Raw genomic sequence first — 22,513 nt, 5'->3', positions numbered from 1 at the left:
TGTTATGAACCCGCATCTCGTCCCCGTCGACCTGGCCAAAGCCTACCGCCTGCTCAACCACGGCCCGACCGTGCTGGTCTCGGCGCGTCATGCCGGCGTCGACAACGTGATGGCGGCGGCCTGGTGCTGCGCCCTGGACTTCGATCCGCCCAAACTCACCGTGGTGCTGGACAAGGCCACGCGGACTCGCGAATTGCTGGAGAGCAGCGGCCGCTTCGTTATCCAGGTACCGACTGTCGCCCAGCTGCAGCTGACCGAACAGGTCGGTAACCACAGCCTCAAGGATGATTCTGACAAGCTGGCCAAGGCTGGCGTCGAGCTGTTTGACCTGCCCGGCCACGACCTGCCATTCGTCCATGGCTGTTCAGCCTGGCTGGCCTGCGAGCTGATCGCCGAACCGCATAATCAGGCTGCCTACGACCTGTTTATCGGCCAGGTGGTGGGCGCGTGGGCGGATGATCGGGTGTTCCGCGACGGGCGCTGGCATTTCGAGACCGCCGACCCGGCCTGGCGCAGCCTGCACCATGTGGCCGGCGGGCACTTCTATGCCATTGGTGAGGCGCTGACGGCTGCAGCCCCGGAGCGCTAGAACAACAGGATCATTCCGCCGGTCTGCCCGGCCAGAGCCAACTCAGGCGGGTGCTCGACGATAAACTCGTCGACAGCAGACGTGGCGCCCGGGAAATGGCTGGAGGCATAGTCGTCGACAACGATGATGCCTCCCCTGCTCATCCGCGGGGCAAAGAAGCGCAGCGATGCCAGGGTTGGGGCATACAGGTCCACATCCAGGTGCACGAGGGCGAAGCGCCGCGCCTCGAGCCCTTCAACCTCGGCGAAAACCTCGGGAATCCAACCCTTGTGCAGGTCGACGAAGTCGAAAGGACGGAGCACTGCGGCCACCGCCTGCGGGTCGGACGCGAACAGCTGCTTTTGCCGGAGCGTTTCGTCAGGGTCGGTATCACCCTGCTGCGCGCGATCCTGCACGCCTTTGTCGGAAAGCCCACCCTCGAAGCTGTCAAAGATCAGGAACCGTCCCGCCCACTCGGAGGCCGACAGCGCGCGGGCAATCATGTGGCTGGAGTGCCCGCGCCAGCAACCGCACTCCGCCACATCGCCCACAACCCGCCCACTTGCCAGGCGCTCGACTGCCTGCATCAGCGTGTGGAAACGCATCTGCTTGGCCAGGTCATCGGTGGACCCCGTCAGACGCCGGGACTCCTGATAAGCCTCGAGAAAGGGATCACCGGCTCGCGGGTAGTTCCAGTAGCGCTCGATATCGTCGAGATTGAGTCGGCTGTCTACGCGAGCCGTCGCTTTGTTGAACATGAAGCGCATCCGCGCCAGCCAATCGATTGCCATTCGCTACTCCAAGGCAGACTGTCAGAACTCCAATGCACGCCACATCAGCACCAAAAACACGCCCCTAACTGACTGCAGTAGCCACAGTCACAACGGCGATATAAGCGGAGCCGACCAGCTAGGCGTAAGGACTATCCCAATAGCGCTTATACATTCCAAGTTTTCGTTTGATTACACGTGGGATACTTTTTTCCTTTTGCCCCAGCTTATAAGCCAGCAACTTACAGAAATTACGCATAATAACGGAAGGCCAAAGATAGGCACGAGACAAACCAATAAACTTCAGTTCGGAGATGACGTAGCGCACCCCCTCACCGCCAGCCCCTCCGAAACGCTCACGGATCCAAGGCTCACGAGCGTGGAAAACCCCCATGTCGAAGTAACGACTGAATTCCTCTCGTAGATTGTAATTGTGTGAGTGGCGGCAAGCGGCATCACCAGCGTAGGCAATCCTCCACCCTTCAAGCAGCATCTTGGCCGCCACGTACATATCCTCGGCAAAGATCACATGCGCTGGGAACCCCCCTACAGCCTGCAGCGCATCCCTTCGATACGCCGCGAATGAATTAGACATGAAGGCGGTCTTAATGCCCAACGCAGGAACATCGGCCATGGATTTCACCATGCTCGTCGCTGGATAGTTGAAAAGCCGAGCATGCTCCGCGATAGGCGACGCATCCAGGTGAGCAAGTTGCCGCCCGCACACCGCGCCAACCTGCTCATCAACAAAAGGACGCAATAGATGCGCAATGGCGTCGGGATCGTCCAGATAAGCATCCTGCGTCAGAAATATATAGATGTCATAGCTGGGATTCGCGTTGACCATCATCTGCCGCGTGCCGCCATGATTGAATTGAATGGCAGGAATCGTCACGACACGGCGCGCCTGAGAGCACGCCAGCTCGCCAGTGCCATCTGTAGAACTCGAATCGACAATAAATAAGTCAAACGCCGTATGCTGCTTCTCCAGCGAACTCAACAATCTCGCCAGGTCACTCCGACCATTATACGTGGGTACAACACATGCAACGCTGAACTCAAAACCCTGAGAGATATCCAATATGCAACTCCACAGTCAGCGCCATTCTTCGGGACAGCTATTCTTCCAATCGAGAAAAGCATCTTCCAAAGTAAACAAATAAGTATATCCACGCTCAAGCAAATAGCCCGGAAGAATATTATTTGACCGAACCAACTTACGAATGCGAACCGGGCTAAATGGGTGACTGATACCTAACGGTTTTGCTATCACGTCAATAACATAGGCAACAATCAACAACAGAGAATAAGGAACCGCCGGAACCATTCGCTTTATACCGGCAACCCTGCACACTACATCGACATAATCCTTGATCGACGGCCCCGGATTCATCGACATATTGAATAGACTGACATGCTCGCCGTTTTTCCCTTGCTGCTGCAACACCCACCACATGGCATTGCAGAGCTCTTTGACATATACGCCTGCCTTACGGGTATTACGATTTCCCATATAGAAGAAGTAGCGATGCAGTACTGCTTTGACCAAGCGGGATACATTACCGCCTTCCCCCGGGCCAAAAACCACCCCAGGCCGTGCAATTACCAGGCGGCGTTCTTTGTAATCTCGCGCCTGCCAGGCTTGATGAATCTTCTCCGCCGCCAGCTTTGACCCCCCGTAAGCAGTTACCGGCACGGGCAGTGTGCGCTCATCCTTTTCAATTTCTCCAAGACCATAGGGCGAGATGGAACTAGTGAAGATCAGACGATTGCACTTGACCAACTCCGCCCAGGCACACACATTTTCCGCGCCCAGCAAATTGGTCTCATAGTATTCAAAGTCTTCGTGCCCCGGCTCACGGTGTACGGCCGCAAAGTTTGCGATCAGCGCCACAGTATCCGTAATCGGCAAATTTATCGATTTACGAACATCGCCCGGCAAATAGTGGATATCCTTACGACCACCAATAAGCAAGCGCCTGTAGGCACTAGCCTTGTCCGCAGGCGATTCAAGATCCACCAGATAAACCTTATCAACGATACCCTGAGCAATCAGAAAGTCCGCAAAAAAAGAACCGATGAATCCGGTACCGCCGAAGATAACTGCACATGCCATATCTCATAACTTCCGCAAAAAATAATCGAGAATGTCAAATCACTCAGCATTCAAATATATAAATACAACCCTATCCTTCTGAGCGCACCACTCATCTTCACGCCATACTTATAAATAAAATACCGACGCGCCCAGAAACTAAGTTGTGGAAGCTGAACGAAACGAATTAGGAACTCATATCGATCCCGATCTAGCATTGGCCCATAGCGCAGAACAAATGCCTCAGCCTGCTGCCGGCTGAATGACAAGCTATCCCTGATCGCTTGCCCGCCGTTGCAAGCTCGCGCTAAGGCCCTGAAAAGGCCATAACCGGCTGCCCCCACTACATTGTTGGAGTGCTGCCTGTAGGAGAGCAGCGGTCTGTCTACGTAGATGATCTTGCCAAATGCACTGGCGACCAGCATTAACCAGTGATCATGCATTCGCGCAGAGCCTGGGATGGGGGCAGCCAACTCAAGCAAGGCTCGATTGAACAGGAAGGTGCATCCCTGGCCAACATTCTGAATAATCAATCTATTGAAAGACTCTAAAGCGAACGGGTCCAGCTTCTCGGCGTCCATGAAAGAAGTGCTTATAACTTCCAGATCCTCGTCGACCACCCGTGAATCGGAGAAGACCAGTAAAGGCACCTTGTCACCAAGCCTGCTTTCATGCTCTTTCAAAAGCTTAACCCCTACCGCCAGCCGGTCGGAATCCCAAACATCGTCCTGATCTGAAAAAGCATAGTATCTATCGGGCAATAGCAGAGCATGCTCAACAAGTCTGGCGAAGTTATACTTCGCACCTCCAGAGGGGCTCTCATGACAGACCATGAATATGGCATCACTGCCAATAGAACCAATAACCTCATGGGTGTTATCCGTACTCGGATCAAGACCTATGGTGATAGAAATAGGGGTTTCCAAGCTTGAGGATAAAATCGACAGAATCTGCGGCTTAATAAATTTCGAGCCATTATAAGCAGCCAATAAAACCGCAACCGACTCCCTCATACACCACACTCTAAAGTGAGGACACTCAAGCGGAACAGCAAATAATCAGAGGGCAATAACAAGTAAAAACCTCAACCAAATCAACAAAAAGTCGAACCCAACCGGCATCCGCCAGTACTCAACCCAACCTGCCTCGCCAATCCCACAGCCATCCCAGGCTGTCCTCCGTCTGCCCCTGCGGCATGTATTCGGCCCCCAACCAGATATCCTGCTGGCACTCGGCCAACAATCGAATAGCCGTGATTATATCGAGCGTCCCTGTTCCCGGGGCGCCTCGACCAGGGCAATCGGCGAACTGAACATGGCCAATGCACCCCTTCAGCAAATCAACGGCAGACGTCAGGCTAATCCCCTGACGAGCCATATGGTAGAAATCAAGCTGGGCACTGCAGTTGGTATGAGCCACTCGCTGCAGCACATCGCCCAAGTGCTCCGGGGTGTTGATCAGAAAACCCGGCATATCCAGAGGGTTGATCGCCTCGAACAGCACCCGGACACCCAGCGCCTGAAATGCTTCGGCGGCCTTGCGCAGATTGCCCACCAGCACATCCAGCGCCTCGTCTCTGGGAACTCCATCGGCCAGCCGACCGGGTAGCACATTGACGCACAGCGGACGGACAACAGCGGCATAGTCCAATGCCTGCTGCAGCGCGACATCGAACTGCTCCTGACGAGAAGGAACGGAGGCCAGCCCCGCACCGCCACTCATGAGATCACCCGCCGGCAGGTTGATCAGCACCAGAGGCATGGAGGCACCATCCAGTGCCTCTTTTAACGCTGCGGCAGGTGCCTGGTAGGGGAACTGTACCTCTACCCCATCGAATCCGGCAGACGCCGCCGCGGCAACCCGCTCGAGCAGGGGATGCTCGGTGAACAGCAACGACAGATTGGCAGCAATTCTCATGCCTGCTCTCCGCGGTAGAGACGGACCAGGGTCGCGGGGTCATTCTCGAGGTTCCCCATGCTGCCATGCAGGCGCATCAGCTGCGCAGCCAGACCACTCATGGGCACGGCCCCACCCTCCTCTCGCGCAAGTTTCGCCGCGGTATCCAGATCCTTGAGCAGCGTGCGGACATGCCACTTCACGGGCTCGAACCGGCTCTCGGCCATCTGCGGCGCCAGTATCTGCAGCGGGCGCGAGTCAGCGAAGCCACCTGCCAGAGCTTGTGCAAGCAGGCGCGCATCGACACCGGAACGCTCGGCCAAACCCACTACCTCGGCGATGACCAGTGCATTGCAGGCCACGATCATCTGATTGCAGACCTTGGTGACCTGCCCGGCCCCCACCGCCCCCATGTGCGTCACGCGCTGCCCTAGATGAGCGAGCAAGGGGCGCAGGAAGTCGACATCCTCACCACGCCCGCCGGCCATGATGGCCAACGTCCCCGCCTCGGCCCCGGGCACACCGCCGGAAACGGGAGCATCCACCCAACGCATGCCGCTGAGCCGCTCCAGCTCGGCCGCCATCTCGCGAGTCGCGGCCGGCTCCACACTGGAAAAATCCAGCAGCAGCTGCCCAGGCTTGGCAGTCGAGGCCACGCCAGACGGGCCGAACACCACTTCATGCACAGCCGCCGTATCAGCCAGACAGAGCATCACGATATCCGCGCCTTCAGCCAACTGAGCCGGCACCGACACCACCAGGGCACCCATTTCCTCCAGCGCCCGGCACTTGTCCAGCGAGCGATTCCATACCCGCAGCGAGTAGCCGGCGGCGATCAGCCGACGACACATGGGCAATCCCATCAGACCTATGCCAGCGAAAGCGACTGTGGGTAAAGCAGGCATGCGCATCTCCCTGAATAATGACGAACGCATAGTAACTGCTGAAAGCAGATTGAGGCAGAAACGAAAAAGCCGGTCAGAGACCGGCTTTCTTCCAGCAGACAACGCAATGGCTAGTTGACACTCATGCGATCGCGATTTTTCTCCAGGATCGCAGCCCCGATACCTTTGACCTCGAGCAACTCATCGACTGAGGCAAAAGGACCATTGGTATTGCGGTGGTCGATGATGGCCTGAGCCTTCACCTTCCCCACTCCCACCAGTTCACTCTGCAGAACATCCAGATCGGCGGTATTGATGTTGACCGTCGACACCTCGGCCTGCGTTGCTTCGACGGCGACACCGGGGGCCTTGGCAGACTCTGCCGCGTAAACGGCAACAGGCAGGCTGGCCATGCAGGAAAGCAGCACTACAGCAATTTTCTTCTTGAGCATGTTCGACTCCTTGTCGTGAATGAGGCGCACGAACTCCAGATGCGCCTTATCAACGTAGGAGGCGGCAGCGCCATGTCAAACCGACAGCATCAGGATTCCGTGCGCTGCTGCACATGAATCCAGTCGACTATTTCTCCTTCCGGGCTGTAACCACTGACAGTGCCCCGCAAGAGCTGCCGCAAATGGCCGTAGTCATCCTGCTCGACCGCGCAAAGCAGCTCGCGCAGGACCTCCCGCAACGCCTCCCAGGACAGATGCTCCTCGCTGGCCCGCATGATCATGGAATGCGAGGTGGGCTGAGCGCCCTCACCGATCAGCAGCTCCTCGTACAGCTTCTCGCCCGGGCGCAGGCCGGTGAACTCGATGGCGATATCGCCCTGAGGATTGCGCTCGGAACGCACCCCGAGTCCGGACAGATGAATCATTTTCTCTGCCAGATCGAGGATCTTCACCGGCGCCCCCATGTCCAGCACGAACACGTCGCCGCCCTGCGCCATGGAACCGGCCTGGATCACCAGCTGTGCCGCCTCGGGAATGGTCATGAAGTAACGGGTGATCGCCGGGTGAGTCACGGTTACAGGACCACCCCGGCGAATCTGCTCGCGAAACAGCGGAATGACGGAACCGGACGACCCCAGCACGTTACCGAAACGCACCATGCTGAAACGGGTCTTGTTGACCCAATGCAGACCGGTGGCATCGCCGAACAGCACCGGTGCGGACTCGCGACTGAGCGCCTGCAGAATCATCTCCGCCAAACGCTTGGTACTGCCCATGATGTTGGTAGGGCGCACCGCCTTGTCCGTGGAGATCAACACAAAGTGACTCACACCACTGCACAGCGCGGCTTGCGCGGCATACAGCGTGCCCATCACGTTATTGATGACACCTTCGGCGATGTTGTGCTCCACGAGCGGCACATGTTTGTACGCCGCGGCATGATAGACGGTATCCACACCCCAGCTACGCATCACATCCTGCAAGCGAGCCTGGGAGCGCACGGAACCCAGGATAGGCACCAGGCGTCCGGGGAGCGACTCGCGGCGCATCCTCGCTTCGAGCTCCGTATGAATGCTGTAAAGGTTGAACTCGCTGTGATCGAACAACAGCAACGTCTTCGGCTGGCTGCCTAGAATCTGCCGGCTCAGCTCGGAGCCTATGGAGCCACCGGCACCGGTGACCAGCACCGTCTTGCCACGAATGCAGCGCTCGAACAACTCCATCTGCGGCGGCACGGCATCGCGCCCGAGCAGATCGGCGATGTCCACTTCCTGAACATCCTCGACCCTGACCTTGCCGCTGGCCAGGTCCATGAAGTCTGGCACCGAGCGGATATGCAGCGGGAAACCTTCAAGATACTGGAGGATCTCCTTGCGCCTGGCCCGACTCGCCGAGGGAATGGCGAGGAGGATTTCCTGGGCCCCGGTCTCGTCGATCATCTGCTGGATGTACTTGGGCTTGTAGACTTTCAGACCGGCGATGACGCGAAAAGCGATGCTGGCATCGTCATCGATGAAGGCCACCGGACGCATGGCCCGGCCGCTGCGCAGAGCGGCAGCCAACTGGTTGCCGGCCGTACCCGCACCATAGATGGCCACCTTGGGAAGACCATCGTTACGCCCCATGAACGGCATGGCATGACGTACATGAAACCAGTCGCCCATGAAGTACTGGCGCATCAGCAGGCGCATTCCACCCACCATCAGCAGACTGACCCACCAATAAATGAGCACCAGCGACCGCGGCACCGCAGCAGGGGCCCAGTGATTCCAGTAGACCAGAAGCGCCAGGAACAACGAGGAAACACTGACCGCCCGAAAAATTGTCAGCAGTGCGTCATTGCCCAGATAGCGCAAGACAGCACGATACAGGCCCATGCGAATGTAAATGGGGATCGCTATCAGAGGGGCGCAGACAAACAACCAGAGATGGTCGCCGAGCGGATTGACCAGATTTTCGGAGCCCAGACGAATCCAGAATGCCAACCAAAGTGCCATCCAGGTGATGGCAATATCAGCCGCCACCTGAACAAGCCGCTTGTAGCGGCGGGGCCATCCCAACAGCCAAGATCGAAAATTCTGAAGATCCATCTGATTCCGTTGTTCTTATTGTCAGTCGAATGTCAGCCCGCCGAGCTAATCGGCAAGGCCCGCCCGGTAGCGAAGCGCCAACACGATCAGCGGCGCATAAGCCAACAGCAGAATAAAGAAACCATCGCCCCCACGCGCAGCCCAAAGTGAGAGCGGCAGCAACCAGCAGAGATTTATCACGACGACCGCAAGGGTAACAGGCAAATGCCGCCCCAACTGACGGGCAGCATGCTGGTAGGCATGACTGCGGTGCGCCTCGTAGACCCGCTCGCCTTGCAGCAGACGGCGCAGCAGGGTGACGCTAGCATCGACTATGAACACCCCAAGCAGAATCAGCCAGGACCAGAACAGCTCCTGTGCAACCCAGGCAGCCTGAAGCGAAAACAATCCCAGCAGCAGCCCCAGGTAACCGCTGCCAGCATCCCCCATGAAGATACGAGCCGTGGGAAAATTCCAGAACAGGAAGCCTGCACTGGCCAACGCCAGCAGAACAGGCAAGAGCGCCATCTCGTAACGCCCTAAGATCACATACAGCAGTGCTCCTCCCAGGCAGACACAGATGGCCTCCACGCCGGCAATCCCATCGATGCCATCCATGAAGTTGTAAAGATTCAGTAACCAGACCAGATAGACCAGCCCCAGCAGCCCCCACAACCAACCGGGTAACTCACCAATAGCCGGCATCTGCACCTCTGGCATCCCCCCCAGCCAGAATACCCCCCAAGCCGCCGCCAGGAAGTGCGCCAATAAACGCCAGCGCGCCGCCAAAGGATGATGATCATCCACGAAACCGACCAGCGCCACCAAAGCACCGCCACCTGATAGCGCATAAAACAGCGGCGCTGGCAGCAGACCGGAGAACGCCAGTACAACCAGCGCCAGACTGCAAGACACCACTATTGCCATGCCGCCACCACGAGGCGTTGGCACCTGGTGCGAGCTGCGCGAGTTCGGGACATCCAGCACATTGCGAGACAGCGCATAGCGGCGCAGCCCCCAAGTCATCAGCCAGGCTAGGCTGAACGTTGCCAGAAGCAAAAGTACGATCAACATGAGCCATCCTGCAGGAAGCTCTGTGCAACCTCTCGCAACGCGACATCGACGGGAACCGGTGGCCGCCAGTCAAGCACCCTGCAGGTCTTGCCTATATCGACCTGAAGATTCCCCCAGAGTCGCGGCCATATCCGCCGCATGCCCAGAGACAGGAGCAATACGCGCATGCAGCCTGCCGGAAGCGAGATCAGTCGCGCGGGACGCCCTAGAGCAATCCCAAGCCGCCGCAGCAGCTCGGAAGTAGACATATCAACCCCGTCCCCAGCGAGGAAAATCTGGTTCGCTGCGGCGGGATGAGAAATGCAAGCCACAAGCAGATCAATCAGATTGGGCAAGGCGACCAGGCTGCGATTATTACTGATTCCCCCGAGCGGCAGGGGCACACCACGCTGCAACCAACGCATCAGGCTACGGAAGTTGGCCCCGACTCCGGGACCATAAACCAGCGGTGGCCGCACTATCACGACCTCCATACCCGTTGCCGCCGCCAGGGAGCGAAGTGCACGCTCGACCTCAAGCTTGGATATACCGTAAGCATCCCCTGGCGCAGGCAAATCATCTGCCGAGAACGGTATGCCCGCCCTGCTCTCCTCGCCGTTCACCTTGATCGAACTGAGAAAGACGAAGCGCCGAACACCTGCGGCAGCCGCAGCACTGGCCAATGCCAACGTACCCTCTACGTTGACCCGACGATACTCCGCCAGCGGCTCAAGACTGGTATCACGCATGACATGCACACGCGCCGCTGTATGCACTACGACATCAACATCTTGAAACTGCACGGGGGCATAACAGGCCTCGCCGAGATCCCCCAGCAACCTGTGCTCCCCCCCCGCGACAACCGGAAAAACTCGTCGCCCGGCCGCCAGCACCCGGATATCGGGCTCACTTGCGAGACGCTCTACTAAAGCAGCGCCCACGAATCCGCTGGCCCCAGTGACCAACACACATACAGAACTCAAGAAAACGACCTCTAAGCGGCGACGCCGATGAAAAGGGCCAGACCGCAGGCTTAGTCAGGAAACTATCTAGTAATCAGAGTGCAGGAGTTCAACGCTCCTGCCCCGGCTGCCGGGCGAGAACAACGAGCTCACGCCGTAGCTGCGCCACACGCATGCGCCACCTGCCCAGCACCCAGAGACTAAACAGCAGACAGGTCAGCAGACCAAGTATGAAGGAGATCATCATCAGGGCCGCGACCGGCAGCTCCGCGCTGGCAGCACCGAGGAAGACCAGATGGATGCGTTGGGGATTCTCCAGCATGAATAGCAGGACAGCGGCGCCGGCAAGCAACAAACATCCGGCGAGCAATACACGTTTAGCGCTGGTCAGCATGCTCAGCTCCTTGCGAGCCGTACAGGTCCAGCTCACTCATCTTCATTGACGCGATCGCGCAGTTCCTTGCCCGGCTTGAAATGCGGAACGAACTTGCCGTCCAGGCGAACCGATTCCCCGGTCTTGGGATTGCGACCCACACGTGGCGCGCGATAGTGCAGGGAAAAGCTTCCAAAGCCGCGAATCTCGATGCGATCACCGGTTGCCAGTGCCTGGGACATTTGTTCCAGCATGGTCTTGATCGCCAGCTCGACGTCCTTGGAGGACAGCAGCCCCTGGTGATTGACAATGCGCTCGATCAACTCCGACTTGGTCATGGTTTTCCCTTCTTTTTCAAGCGGCTAGATCATCTAGTAGGGTGTTTTTAGCACGCCTGAAAAGCTTTGGATAGTCCGGATGTCAAGTAGAGAAAGACGAATGATATGGAAATGGAAAAAATAACCATCAGCGCCTCGCAGACACTTGCCCGCAGGCAGCCGGAAGAAATTGCAGGCACAAAAAAGGGCGACCTAAGTCGCCCTTTTTCCAGCTGAAACCGGAACTTAGTTCTGGTTCATCTGAGCACGGATCAGATCACCGATGGTGGTCGGACCAGTGGTTTCGGCTTCCTGCTTGTTACGCAGCTCTTTCATCGCGTCCTTCTCGTCTTCGACGTCTTTGGACTTGATGGACAGGCTGATAACGCGGGACTTGCGGTCGATGCTGATGATCTTGGCTTCGACTTCGTCGCCTTCCTTCAGCACGTTACGAGCGTCTTCGACGCGGTCGCGGCTGATTTCGGAGGCCTTCAGGATGCCTTCGATGTCGCCACCCAGGCTGATCACGGCGCCCTTGGCGTCGACTTCCTTGACGGTACCGCGCACGATGGTGCCTTTCTCGTTCAGGGAGGCGTAGTTGGAGAACGGATCGTCTTCCAGCTGCTTGATGCCCAGGGAGATGCGCTCGCGCTCCGGATCAACGGAGAGGATGACGGTTTCCAGCTCGTCGCCCTTCTTGAAGCGACGTACGGCTTCTTCGCCCACTTCGTTCCAGGAGATGTCGGACAGGTGAACCAGACCGTCGATGCCGCCGTCCAGGCCGATGAAGATACCGAAATCGGTGATCGACTTGATGGTGCCGGAGATCTTGTCGCCCTTGTTGAACTGGCCGGAGAAGTCTTCCCACGGGTTCGACTTGCACTGCTTGATGCCCAGGGAAATACGACGACGCTCTTCGTCGATGTCCAGAACCTGAACTTCCACTTCGTCGCCGACCTGAACGACCTTGGACGGGTGGATGTTCTTGTTGGTCCAATCCATCTCGGACACGTGCACCAGACCTTCAACGCCCTCTTCCAGCTCGGCGAAGCAGCCGTAGTCGGTCAGGTTGGTGACTTTGGCGGTAACACGGGTGCCTTCCGGATAACGAGCCTTGATGGCGACCCACGGATCTTCGCCCAGCTGCTTCAGACCCAGGGAGACGCGGTTGCGCTCGCGGTCGTACTTCAGAACCTTGACATCGATCTCGTCGCCAACATTGACGATCTCGGACGGATGCTTGATGCGCTTCCAGGCCATGTCGGTGATGTGCAGCAGACCATCAACGCCGCCCAGGTCAACGAACGCACCGTAGTCGGTGAGGTTCTTGACGATACCTTTGACCTGCTGGCCTTCCTGCAGGGATTCCAGCAGAGCTTCGCGCTCGGCGCTGTTCTCGGCTTCCAGCACGCTGCGACGGGAAACGACAACGTTGTTGCGCTTCTGGTCCAGCTTGATGACCTTGAACTCCAGCTCTTTGCCTTCCAGGTGAGTGGTATCACGCACCGGACGGACGTCGACCAGGGAGCCCGGCAGGAACGCGCGGATACCGCTGACGTCGACGGTGAAGCCGCCCTTAACCTTACCGTTGATAACGCCCTTGACCACTTCTTCAGCGGCGAAAGCTGCTTCCAGAACGATCCAGCACTCAGCACGCTTGGCTTTTTCGCGGGACAGCTTGGTTTCACCAAAGCCATCTTCAACCGCGTCCAGCGCCACGTGCACTTCATCACCAACGTTGATGGCCAGTTCGCCAGCATCGTTGTAGAACTGCTCAAGCGGGATCAGGCCTTCGGACTTCAGACCAGCGTGGACGGTGACCCAGCCAGATTGGTAGTCGATGTCGACGACAATCGCGGTGATGATCGCGCCAGCCTGAAGATTGAGGGTCTTTAGGCTTTCTTCAAAAAGTTCTGCAAAGCTTTCGCTCATGTTGATTCCTGTCGATCAAGGGCAGGGAATCTGCCCAAACCACACTCCAGACAATGTGGGTTCGTTCACGTGAAAGAGGCTTGCGGGACTATGACTGGTCTCCCGCATGCCTCCTTTTCGGCCACGATGGTGCGGCCTGGGCTTACCCGGCGAGATCGCGGCTGGCGACCTCGCTGAGAATTCTTTCCATTACCTGCTCGATGCTGAGTTCGGTGGAGTCCAGCTGTACGGCATCTACTGCCGGCTTCAGCGGAGCCACCGCGCGCTGCATGTCGCGCTCGTCGCGCGCACGAATCTCGTCTAGCAGACTCGGCAGGCTAACACCTTCCACCTTGCCTTTCAACTGCAGGTAACGCCGGCGGGCGCGCTCCTCGGCGCTGGCGGTCAGGTAGATCTTCAGCGGCGCGTCCGGGAACACCACAGTGCCCATGTCGCGACCATCGGCAACCAGGCCCGGCGCCTCGCGGAAGGCGCGCTGGCGCTGCAGCAACGCCTCGCGCACCGCCGGCAACGAAGCGACCATGGAAGCACCGGCGCCGACCTGCTCGTTGCGGATGGCGTCGGTGACTTCCTCACCCTCGAGGATGATGCGCTTGTCGACGAACTGCACGTCCAGATGAGCGGCCAGCGTCTTCAGCGCTTCCTCGTTGGTCAGGTCGATACCGTGATTACCAGCGGCGAAGGCCAGCAGGCGGTAGAGCGCGCCGGAATCCAGCAGCTTCCAGCCCAGCTTGGCAGCCAGCAGGCCAGCGACGGTACCCTTGCCCGAGCCGCTGGGTCCGTCAATGGTGATGACTACGGCGCTCATTGGCCCTCCTCCGCCACGCGGATGCCAGCACTGGCGGCCAGGCCGAGGAAGTTGGGGAAGGAGGTGGCGACGTTGGCGCAGTCATGGATGCGGATCGGCGCCGATGCGCGCAGCGAGGCGACACTGAAGGACATGGCGATGCGGTGGTCGCCATGGCTCCACACCTCGCCACCGCCGATCGGGCCGCCCTCTATGATGATGCCGTCCGGGGTCGGCTCGGCCTTCACGCCCAGGGCGATCAGGCCGTCGGCCATCACCTGGATGCGGTCGGATTCCTTTACGCGCAGTTCCTCGGCGCCACGCAACACGGTGCGCCCCTCGGCGCAGGCCGCAGCGACGAACAGCACCGGGAACTCGTCGATGGCCAGCGGCACCAGGTCCTCGGGGATGTCGATGCCCTTGAGCTTGGCCGCACGCACGCGGATATCCGCCACCGGCTCGCCACCGACTTCACGCTGGTTTTCCAGGGTCAGGTCGGCGCCCATCAGCTTGAGGATGTCGATCACGCCAGTGCGCGTCGGGTTGATGCCAACATGCTCCAACACCAGCTCGGAACCTTCGGCGATGCTGGCGGCGACCAGGAAGAAGGCGGCCGAAGAGATGTCCGCCGGTACTTCGATATGGGTAGCGGTCAGCTTGTGGCCGGATTCGACGCTGGCAACGTTGCCATCCACCGCCACCGGGTAGCCAAAGCCGCGCAGCATGCGCTCGGTATGGTCACGCGTCGGCGCCGGTTCGGTCACGCGGGTCTCGCCGGCAGCATACAACCCAGCCAGCAGCAGACAGGATTTGACCTGGGCGCTGGCCATCGGCATTTCGTAGCTCATGCCGGTCAGGCGCTGGCCACCACGAATGGTCAGCGGCGGGCGGCCTTCCGGGCCGGTTTCGATGACCGCACCCATCGCACGCAGCGGCTTGGCCACGCGGTTCATCGGACGCTTGGACAGCGAGGCGTCGCCGGTCAGCACGGTGTCGAACGGCTGTGCGGCCAGCAGGCCGGAGAGCAGGCGCATGGAAGTACCGGAGTTGCCCAGGTACAGCGGCCGGGCGGCGGTTTGAGGCCATTCAGGCCGACGCCATGAATGGTCACCTTGCCGTGGTGCGGCCCCTCGATCACCACACCCATGTCGCGAAAGGCCTGCAGGGTGGCCAGGGCGTCCTCGCCTTCGAGGAAGCCCTCCACCTGGGTCACGCCTTCGGCCAACGAGCCGAGCATGATCGAGCGGTGCGAGATGGACTTGTCGCCCGGTACGCGGATACGGCCGGAGAGCGAGCCACCGGGATTGGCGAGGTAGATCAGGTCGTTCGAGTGCATGGCGTCCACATAGGCCCTGCGGGCCAGGATTTTGCTGAAATGCTCGCGGGCATGCCGGGCGCGGGTGAACACGCCGAGCAACTGATGCCCGTCCCCAGCGTCGACCGCGCCGCGCAGGGCGTCGAGGTCGTCGCGAAATGCGTCGAGGGTGCGCAACACCGCCTCGCGGTTGGCGAGGAAGATGTCGTGCCACATCACCGGGTCGCTGCCGGCAATCCGCGTGAAGTCGCGGAAACCGCCAGCGGCGTAACGGAAGATCTCCAGGTTCTCGCTGCGCTTGGCCAGCGAGTCAACCAGGGTGAAGGCCAGCAGGTGCGGCAGGTGGCTGGTGGCGGCCAGCACCTGATCGTGGTGCTCCACCTCCATATGTTCCACATCGGCACCCAGGGCGCGCCACAAGCCGTCGATTAGCGCCAGCGCCGAGTCATCCGTAGAGGCCTGCGGCGTAAGGATCACCTTGTGACGACGGAACAGCTCGGCGTTGGAAGCTTCCACACCGCTCTGCTCGGAACCGGCGATCGGATGACCCGGCACGAAACGCGCCACCTTGCCGTCGAAGGCCAGGCGCGCCGCGCGCACCACATTACCCTTGGCGCTGCCGACGTCGGTGAGCACCGCGTCGCCCAGCTCCAGCCTGGCCAGTTGGCCCAGCAGCTTTTCCATGGCCAGGATAGGCACCGCCAGCTGGATCACCGCGGCCCCCTGACAGGCGGCCGCCAGCTCGGTCTCGCAGCGGTCGACCACGCCTAGCTCCACGGCCAGACGGCGCGACTCGGCATCAAGATCCACGCCCACCACTTCGTCGAACAACCCCTTCTCGCGCATGCCTTTGGCGAAGGAGCCGCCGATCAGGCCGAGCCCCACCACCACCAGGCGACCGAGTCTGCCCGGCACGTGTTGCAGCGGCATTGCATCAGCCACGGAGAATCTGCTCCAGCGCCTTGAGGAAGCGGGCGTTTTCCTGCTCGGTACCGATGGACACGCGCAGGAACGTCGGCATGCCGTAGCCAGCCACCGGGCGCACGATGACACCGGCCTGCAGCAGCGCCTGGTTGATCGGCGCCGCATCGCGGCCGAAATCGACGGCGATGAAGTTGCCTTTGGACGGAATCCAGCTCAGCCCCAGATGACGGAAGCCCGCTTCCAGCTGAGCCATGCCGGCATCATTGGTGTGGCGGCTGGCCGCCAGGTAATCGGCATCATCCAGCGCGGCGCAGGCGGCGGCGAGGGCCAGGCTGTTGACGTTGAACGGCGCACGCACGCGGTTGAGTACATCGGCCACCTGCGGCGAACTCAGCGCATAGCCGACGCGCAGCGAGGCCAAGCCATAGGCCTTGGAGAAGGTGCGCGAGACCAGCAGATTGGGGTAGCGCGCCAGGTAGTCGAGGCCGTCCGGCAATTCGTCACCCTCGGCGTACTCGATATAGGCCTCGTCCAGCACCACCAATACGTTCTGCGGCACGCGAGCAAGGAAGGACTCCAGCGCAGCCGGGCCGAACCAGGTACCGGTCGGATTGTTCGGATTGGCGACGAACACCACGCGGGTATTGGCGTCGATGGCGGCCAGCATGGCCTCCAGGTCATGACCATGCGCCTTGGCCGGCACCACCTTGCCCTGCGCACCAACGGCCTGAGTGGCAATCGGGTACACGGCGAAGGCGTACTGGCTGAACACGGCGTTCAGGCCTGGCGCCAGCCAGGCGCGTGCGACCAGGTCGAGGATGTCGTTGGAGCCGTTGCCCAGGGTCACCTGGGCCGGACTGACGCCGCAGCGGGCCGCCAGCTTCTGCTTCAGCTCGAAGCCATTGCCGTCCGGGTAGCGGGTCAGCTCGGCCAATTCGGCGCGGATCGCATCCAGCGCCTTGGGCGAAGGCCCCAGCGGATTCTCGTTACTGGCCAGCTTGACGATACCGGCCGGGTCGAGATTCAGCTCACGGGCCAGCTCGTCGACCGGCTTGCCCGGCACATAGGGCGAGAGTTTCTGCACGCCCGGCACGGCCAGGGCGAGGAAATCGCAACTCATGATGGCTCCTCAGAGAACCGCTTTCGGGTAGGAACCCAGCACCTTCAGGGCGACGGCTTCGCTGTTGATCTTCTCCAGCACATCCTTGATCAGCGGGTCCTGGTGGTGGCCGACGAAGTCGATAAAGAACACGTAGGTCCACTTGCCGCTGCGCGACGGGCGGGTTTCGATGCGGGTCAGGTCGATGCCATTGGTGTGGAACGGCACCAGCAGCTCGTGCAGGGCACCCGGCTTGTTGCGCATGGAGACAATGACCGAGGTCTTGTCGTCGCCGGTCGGCGGCACTTCCTGGCTACCAATGATGAGGAAGCGCGTGGAGTTGTCCGGGCGATCTTCGATCTTTTCCTGCAGCTTGGTCAGACCGTAGAGGCTGGCCGCCATATCGCCGGCGATCGCCGCCGAGTTCCACTCGCTCTTTACCCGCTTGGCCGCCTCGGCATTACTGGAAACCGCTACGCGCTCGACGCTCGGGTAATGCGCGTCCAGCCACTTGCGGCACTGCGCCAGGGACTGGGCATGGGAATAGATGCGGGTGATCTTGTCGGTCTTGGTGGTGTCGCCGACCAGCAGGTGATGGTGGATGCGCAGCTCCACCTCACCACAGATCACCATGTCGTGCTCGAGGAAGCTGTCCAGGGTATGGTTGACCGCACCCTCGGTGGAGTTTTCCACCGGCACCACGCCGAAGTTGACCGCACCAGCGGCCACCTCACGAAACACCTCGTCGATCGCCGCCATCGGCTGGCTGATGACCGCATGACCGAAATGCTTGAGTGCCGCAGCCTGGGAGAAGGTACCTTCCGGGCCGAGGTAGGCGATTTTGAGCGGCTGCTCCAAGGCCAGGCAGGAGGACATGATCTCGCGGAACAGTCGCGCGATTTCCTCATTGTCCAGCGGGCCCTTGTTCAGCTCCATGATGTGCTTGAGCACCCAGGCCTCACGTTCGGGGCGGTAGAACACCGGCTTCTCGCCCGCTGGCAGGGACTGCATCTTGACCCTTGCCACATCCTGGGCACAGCGCGCGCGCTCGCTGATCAGCTCGAGGATCTTCTCGTCGAGGCTGTCGATGCGAACCCGCAGCGCCTTGAGCTGATCGGCCTCACTCATCAGCCGTGCTCCTTCTCAAACTCGGCCATGTAGGCCACCAACGCCTCCACGGCATCCAGACCGGTGGCGTTATAGATGGAAGCGCGCATGCCGCCCACCGAGCGATGGCCCTTGAGGTTGAGCAGGCCGCGCGCTTCGGCGCCGGCCAGGAAGGCCTTGTCCAGCTTCTCGTCGGCCAGGCGGAACGGCACGTTCATCCAGGAGCGCGCGCTCGGCTGGATAGGGTTGGTGTAGAAGTCACTGGCATCGATGGCCTTGTACAGCAGATCCTTCTTGGCCTTGTTGCGCTTCTCCATCGCGGCGACGCCGCCCTGCTCCTTCAGCCACTCGAAGACCAGGCCGGAGAGGTACCAGGAATAGGTCGCCGGGGTGTTGTACATGGAGCCGTTATCGGCAGCGACCTTGTAGTTGAGCATGGTCGGGCAGACGCTGCGGGCGCGGCCCAGCAGGTCTTCGCGGATGATCGCGACAACCAGGCCGCTGGGGCCGATGTTCTTCTGCGCACCAGCGTAGATCAGGCCGAACTTGGAGACGTCGATCTCCCGGGAGAGGATGTCCGAGGACATGTCCACTACCAGCGGGGTGTCGCCCACTTCGGGAATCCAGTCGAACTGCAGGCCACCGATGGTCTCGTTGCTGGCGTAGTGCACGTAGGCGGCGTCTTTCGACAGCTGCCACTCGTTCTGCCCGGGAATGGCGAAGTAGTCATAGCCCTTGGCGCTGGCGGCGACATTGATGTTGCCGTAGCGCTGCGCCTCCTCGATGGCCTTCTTCGACCAGATGCCGGTCTCGATGTAGTCGGCCACGCCGTCTTCCGGCAGCAGGTTGAGCGGGATCTCGGCGAACTGCTGGCTGGCGCCTCCCTGCAGGAACAGCACCTTGTAGTCGCTGGGGATACTCAGCAGGTCGCGCAGATCCTGTTCGGCCTTCTCGGCGATGGCCACGTACTCGTCGCTGCGATGGCTCATCTCCATCACGGACAGACCCTTGCCCTGCCAGTCGAGCATCTCCGCCTGGGCACGCTCCAGAACGGCGGTGGGAAGCGCGGCCGGGCCGGCGCAGAAGTTATGGGCGCGTTTGCTCACTTCGACTCTCTCACTCTTCGCTGTTGCCGGTCTCCGCGCCATCTTCGGCCACGGCTACCGCTTCTTCGTTCTGCTCGATGCCTTCTTCGTCCAGCTCATCGTCACCGCCGGACGGCTCCTGCACCCGCTCCAGGCCGACCAGGGTCTCGTCCTTGGCCAGCTTGATCAGGGTCACGCCCTGGGTGTTACGGGAAGAGGACGAGACTTCGTCGACACGGGTACGCACCAGGGTGCCCTGGTCGGAGATCAGCATGATCTCCTCGCCGTCCTGTACCTGCACGGCGCCGACCAGCTTGCCGTTACGCTCGTTGATCACCATGGCGATCACACCCTGGCCACCACGGCCGCGGCGCGGATAGTCGGCCAGCGGGGTGCGCTTGCCGTAACCACGCTCGGAGGCGGAGAGAATCTGCGCATTGGCTTCCGGAATCAGCATGGAAATCAGGCGCTGACCCTCGGCCAGACGCATACCGCGCACGCCGCGAGCGATACGACTCATGGTGCGTACGTGCTTTTCCTTGAAGCGAATGACCTTGCCGGCGTCGGAGAACAGCATGACTTCCTTGGCGCCGTCGGTGATGGCGGCAGCGATCAGGGTGTCGCCCTCCTCCAGCTTGAGGGCGATCAGGCCGCTGGAGCGCGGCTTGCTGAACTGCACCAGCGGGGTCTTCTTCACGGTGCCGAAGGCGGTGGCCATGAAGATGTAGGCGCCGGTCGGCTCGTCCTGCTCGTCGTCGGTCACTTCAGCGTCGCTGTCATCGGCCGGCTCGGCCTCGACCACTTCGCCCTCGATCACCGCATTCTCGTTGTCGTCCAGGTCTTCGCCTTCTTCGGCGGCCTGCTGACGCAGGGCCTCGAGGTCGATCTGCAGCATGGCGGTGATGCGCTCACCCTCGTCCAGCGGCAGCAGATTCACCAGCGGACGACCACGCGCCGCGCGGGACGCTTCCGGAATCTCGAAGGTGCGCAGCCAGTAGACCTTGCCTTTGCTGGAGAACAGCAGCAGGGTGGCATGGCTGTTGGCGACCAGCAGGTGCTCGATGTAGTCCTCGTCCTTCACCCCGGTGGCCGACTTGCCCTTACCACCACGACGCTGCGCCTGATAGGCATGCAGCGGCTGGGACTTGGCGTAGCCGCCGTGGGAGATGGTGACGACACGCTCTTCCTCGGTGATCAGGTCAGCGATGGTCAGATCCATCTGCGAGGCCATGATCTCAGTGCGACGGGCGTCGCCGAACTCGGCCTTGACCTTCTCCAGCTCCTCGCGGATGACTTCCATCAGGCGCTCGGGGCTGGTCAGGATGCGGATCAGCTCGCCGATCTGGGTGAGGATTTCCTGGTACTCGGCCAGCAGCTTCTCGTGCTCCAGGCCAGTCAGGCGGTGCAGACGCAGCTCGAGGATGGCCTGGGCCTGCTCGGGCGACAGGTAGTACTTGCCATCGCGCAGGCCGTACTGCGGATCCAGGTCTTCCGGACGGCAGGAGTCGGCACCGGCGCGCTCAACCATGGCTTCCACGGCGCTGGAAGCCCAGGCGGTGGCGATCAGGCGCTCCTTGGCCTCGGCCGGAGTCGGCGAGGTCTTGATCAGCTCGATGACCGGATCGATGTTGGACAGAGCAACTGCCTGGCCTTCGAGGATATGACCGCGCTCGCGGGCTTTGCGCAGCTCGTAGACGGTGCGGCGGGTCACCACTTCACGGCGGTGGCGGACGAACACCTCGAGCATGTCTTTCAGGTTCAGCGTACGCGGCTGGCCGTCGACCAGGGCCACCACGTTGATACCGAACACGCTCTGCATCTGGGTCTGGGCGTAGAGGTTGTTCAGCACCACCTCGCCGACTTCGCCACGACGCAGCTCGATAACCACGCGCATGCCGTCCTTGTCGGACTCGTCGCGCAGCTCGGTGATGCCCTCGATCTTCTTCTCTTTGACCAGCTCGGCGATCTTCTCGATCAGGCGCGCCTTGTTCAGCTGGTAAGGCAGCTCGGTGACGATGATCTGCTGGCGGCTGCCGCCCTTCTCCATATCCTCGACGGTGGCGCGAGCGCGCATATAGATGCGCCCACGGCCAGTGCGGTAGGCCTCGATGATGCCGGCGCGACCGTTGATGATGCCCGCGGTGGGGAAGTCCGGACCGGGAATGTACTGCATCAGCTCATCGACGGTCAGCTCGGGGTTGTCGATCAGCGCCAGGCAGCCGTCGATCACCTCGGTCAGGTTGTGCGGCGGGATGTTGGTTGCCATGCCCACGGCAATGCCCGACGAACCGTTGACCAGCAGATTGGGGATCTTGGTTGGCATGACCGCCGGAATCTGCTCGGTGCCGTCATAGTTGGGTACCCAGTCGACGGTTTCCTTGTCCAGGTCGGCCAGCAGCTCGTGGGCCAGCTTGGCCATGCGCACCTCGGTGTATCGCATGGCTGCAGCATTGTCGCCGTCCACCGAACCGAAGTTACCCTGGCCATCGACCAGCATGTAGCGCAGGGAGAAAGGCTGGGCCATGCGCACGATGGTGTCGTAGACAGCCGTATCGCCGTGCGGGTGGTACTTACCGATCACGTCACCGACCACACGGGCGGACTTCTTGTAGGCCTTGTTCCAGTCGTTGCCCAGCTCGCTCATGGCGTAGAGCACGCGACGGTGCACCGGCTTCAGGCCGTCGCGCGCATCCGGCAGCGCACGCCCGACGATCACGCTCATGGCGTAGTCGAGGTAGGACTGTTTCAGCTCGTCTTCGATATTGACCGGGAGGATTTCTTTGGCCAGTTCGCCCATGAGAAGCCTGGTTCCTTGTTCTCAAATG

At 60.6% G+C, this 22,513-nt stretch carries 19 protein-coding genes and 1 pseudogene; 1 reads left to right on the top strand and 19 read right to left on the bottom strand.

Annotated elements, in window-relative coordinates:
- The first annotated feature begins 4 nt into the window (after positions 1-4).
- Complete coding sequence (locus ACOAPY_RS08010; RefSeq protein WP_465156040.1) at positions 5-589, top strand: flavin reductase family protein; 585 nt, start codon at positions 5-7, stop codon at positions 587-589.
- Here ACOAPY_RS08010 and ACOAPY_RS08005 read toward each other — a convergent pair.
- The 19 genes and pseudogenes from ACOAPY_RS08005 to gyrA all read right to left on the bottom strand — a co-directional run bounded on the left by ACOAPY_RS08005 (position 586) and on the right by gyrA (position 22,485).
- Positions 586-1,359 carry a TylF/MycF/NovP-related O-methyltransferase gene (locus tag ACOAPY_RS08005; protein WP_465156039.1) on the bottom strand — a complete coding sequence of 258 codons (774 nt, stop codon included), beginning with the start codon at positions 1,357-1,359 and terminating at the stop codon, positions 586-588. The two genes, ACOAPY_RS08010 and ACOAPY_RS08005, sit on opposite strands and share 4 nt — an antisense overlap.
- Before the next feature lie 118 nt (positions 1,360-1,477).
- Positions 1,478-2,413 carry a glycosyltransferase family 2 protein gene (locus ACOAPY_RS08000; RefSeq protein WP_465156746.1) on the bottom strand — a complete coding sequence of 312 codons (936 nt, stop codon included), beginning with the start codon at positions 2,411-2,413 and terminating at the stop codon, positions 1,478-1,480.
- Positions 2,414-2,434: 21 nt separating this feature from the next.
- On the bottom strand, positions 2,435-3,454 hold the full coding sequence (locus ACOAPY_RS07995) for an NAD-dependent epimerase/dehydratase family protein (protein ID WP_465156038.1): 1,020 nt from the start codon (positions 3,452-3,454) through the stop codon (positions 2,435-2,437).
- Positions 3,455-3,504: 50 nt separating this feature from the next.
- The gene (locus tag ACOAPY_RS07990) at positions 3,505-4,446 is read right to left on the bottom strand and encodes a glycosyltransferase family 2 protein (RefSeq protein WP_465156036.1); all 942 of its coding nucleotides are present in this window, start codon (positions 4,444-4,446) and stop codon (positions 3,505-3,507) included.
- A 118-nt stretch (positions 4,447-4,564) separates the two neighbouring features.
- Positions 4,565-5,350 carry a hydroxypyruvate isomerase family protein gene (locus tag ACOAPY_RS07985; protein WP_465156034.1) on the bottom strand — a complete coding sequence of 262 codons (786 nt, stop codon included), beginning with the start codon at positions 5,348-5,350 and terminating at the stop codon, positions 4,565-4,567.
- Positions 5,347-6,234 (bottom strand): NAD(P)-dependent oxidoreductase, encoded by an 888-nt coding sequence (locus tag ACOAPY_RS07980; RefSeq protein ID WP_465156032.1) that lies wholly within the window; start codon positions 6,232-6,234, stop codon positions 5,347-5,349. The genes ACOAPY_RS07985 and ACOAPY_RS07980 overlap by 4 nt, the downstream gene beginning before the upstream one ends.
- Before the next feature lie 110 nt (positions 6,235-6,344).
- Positions 6,345-6,665, bottom strand: a complete 321-nt coding sequence (locus tag ACOAPY_RS07975) for a ComEA family DNA-binding protein (RefSeq protein WP_465156031.1) — start codon at positions 6,663-6,665, stop codon at positions 6,345-6,347.
- 89 nt (positions 6,666-6,754) lie between these two features.
- Positions 6,755-8,755 carry a polysaccharide biosynthesis protein gene (locus tag ACOAPY_RS07970; RefSeq protein ID WP_465156030.1) on the bottom strand — a complete coding sequence of 667 codons (2,001 nt, stop codon included), beginning with the start codon at positions 8,753-8,755 and terminating at the stop codon, positions 6,755-6,757.
- Positions 8,756-8,800: 45 nt separating this feature from the next.
- Positions 8,801-9,808: an MraY family glycosyltransferase gene (locus tag ACOAPY_RS07965; protein ID WP_465156029.1), complete on the bottom strand. Its 1,008-nt coding sequence runs from the start codon at positions 9,806-9,808 to the stop codon at positions 8,801-8,803.
- Entirely contained in the window at positions 9,802-10,770 is a 969-nt protein-coding gene (locus ACOAPY_RS07960) for an NAD-dependent epimerase/dehydratase family protein (protein ID WP_465156027.1), read from the bottom strand. Before ACOAPY_RS07960 ends, ACOAPY_RS07965 begins: the two co-directional genes overlap by 7 nt.
- Positions 10,771-10,858: 88 nt before the next feature.
- Positions 10,859-11,143 carry a LapA family protein gene (locus ACOAPY_RS07955; RefSeq protein WP_465156025.1) on the bottom strand — a complete coding sequence of 95 codons (285 nt, stop codon included), beginning with the start codon at positions 11,141-11,143 and terminating at the stop codon, positions 10,859-10,861.
- Positions 11,144-11,175: 32 nt separating this feature from the next.
- Complete coding sequence (ihfB, locus tag ACOAPY_RS07950) at positions 11,176-11,460, bottom strand: integration host factor subunit beta (protein ID WP_021702346.1); 285 nt, start codon at positions 11,458-11,460, stop codon at positions 11,176-11,178.
- A gap of 225 nt (positions 11,461-11,685) precedes the next feature.
- Complete coding sequence (gene rpsA / locus ACOAPY_RS07945; protein WP_076426132.1) at positions 11,686-13,371, bottom strand: 30S ribosomal protein S1; 1,686 nt, start codon at positions 13,369-13,371, stop codon at positions 11,686-11,688.
- A gap of 142 nt (positions 13,372-13,513) precedes the next feature.
- Positions 13,514-14,179, bottom strand: a complete 666-nt coding sequence (gene cmk, locus ACOAPY_RS07940; protein WP_465156024.1) for a (d)CMP kinase — start codon at positions 14,177-14,179, stop codon at positions 13,514-13,516.
- A pseudogene (locus tag ACOAPY_RS07935) lies at positions 14,176-16,403 on the bottom strand (bifunctional prephenate dehydrogenase/3-phosphoshikimate 1-carboxyvinyltransferase). Before ACOAPY_RS07935 ends, cmk begins: the two are co-directional and overlap by 4 nt.
- 4 nt (positions 16,404-16,407) lie before the next feature.
- Complete coding sequence (gene hisC, locus ACOAPY_RS07930; protein ID WP_465156023.1) at positions 16,408-17,517, bottom strand: histidinol-phosphate transaminase; 1,110 nt, start codon at positions 17,515-17,517, stop codon at positions 16,408-16,410.
- Between the two features lie 9 nt (positions 17,518-17,526).
- Entirely contained in the window at positions 17,527-18,624 is a 1,098-nt protein-coding gene (gene pheA, locus ACOAPY_RS07925; protein WP_076426135.1) for a prephenate dehydratase, read from the bottom strand.
- On the bottom strand, positions 18,624-19,709 hold the full coding sequence (serC, locus tag ACOAPY_RS07920; protein WP_203791869.1) for a 3-phosphoserine/phosphohydroxythreonine transaminase: 1,086 nt from the start codon (positions 19,707-19,709) through the stop codon (positions 18,624-18,626). The genes pheA and serC overlap by 1 nt, the downstream gene beginning before the upstream one ends.
- 10 nt (positions 19,710-19,719) lie before the next feature.
- Complete coding sequence (gene gyrA / locus ACOAPY_RS07915; RefSeq protein ID WP_465156021.1) at positions 19,720-22,485, bottom strand: DNA gyrase subunit A; 2,766 nt, start codon at positions 22,483-22,485, stop codon at positions 19,720-19,722.
- Between the last annotated feature and the right edge of the window lie 28 nt (positions 22,486-22,513).

Origin of the sequence: Pseudomonas stagnisoli, assembly GCF_048595745.1 — a bacterium.
GTDB classification, from domain to species: domain Bacteria; phylum Pseudomonadota; class Gammaproteobacteria; order Pseudomonadales; family Pseudomonadaceae; genus Aquipseudomonas; species Aquipseudomonas alcaligenes_A.
The sequence above is the reverse complement of the archived record's forward strand: the minus strand, read 5'-3'. Positions and strand labels throughout refer to the sequence as shown.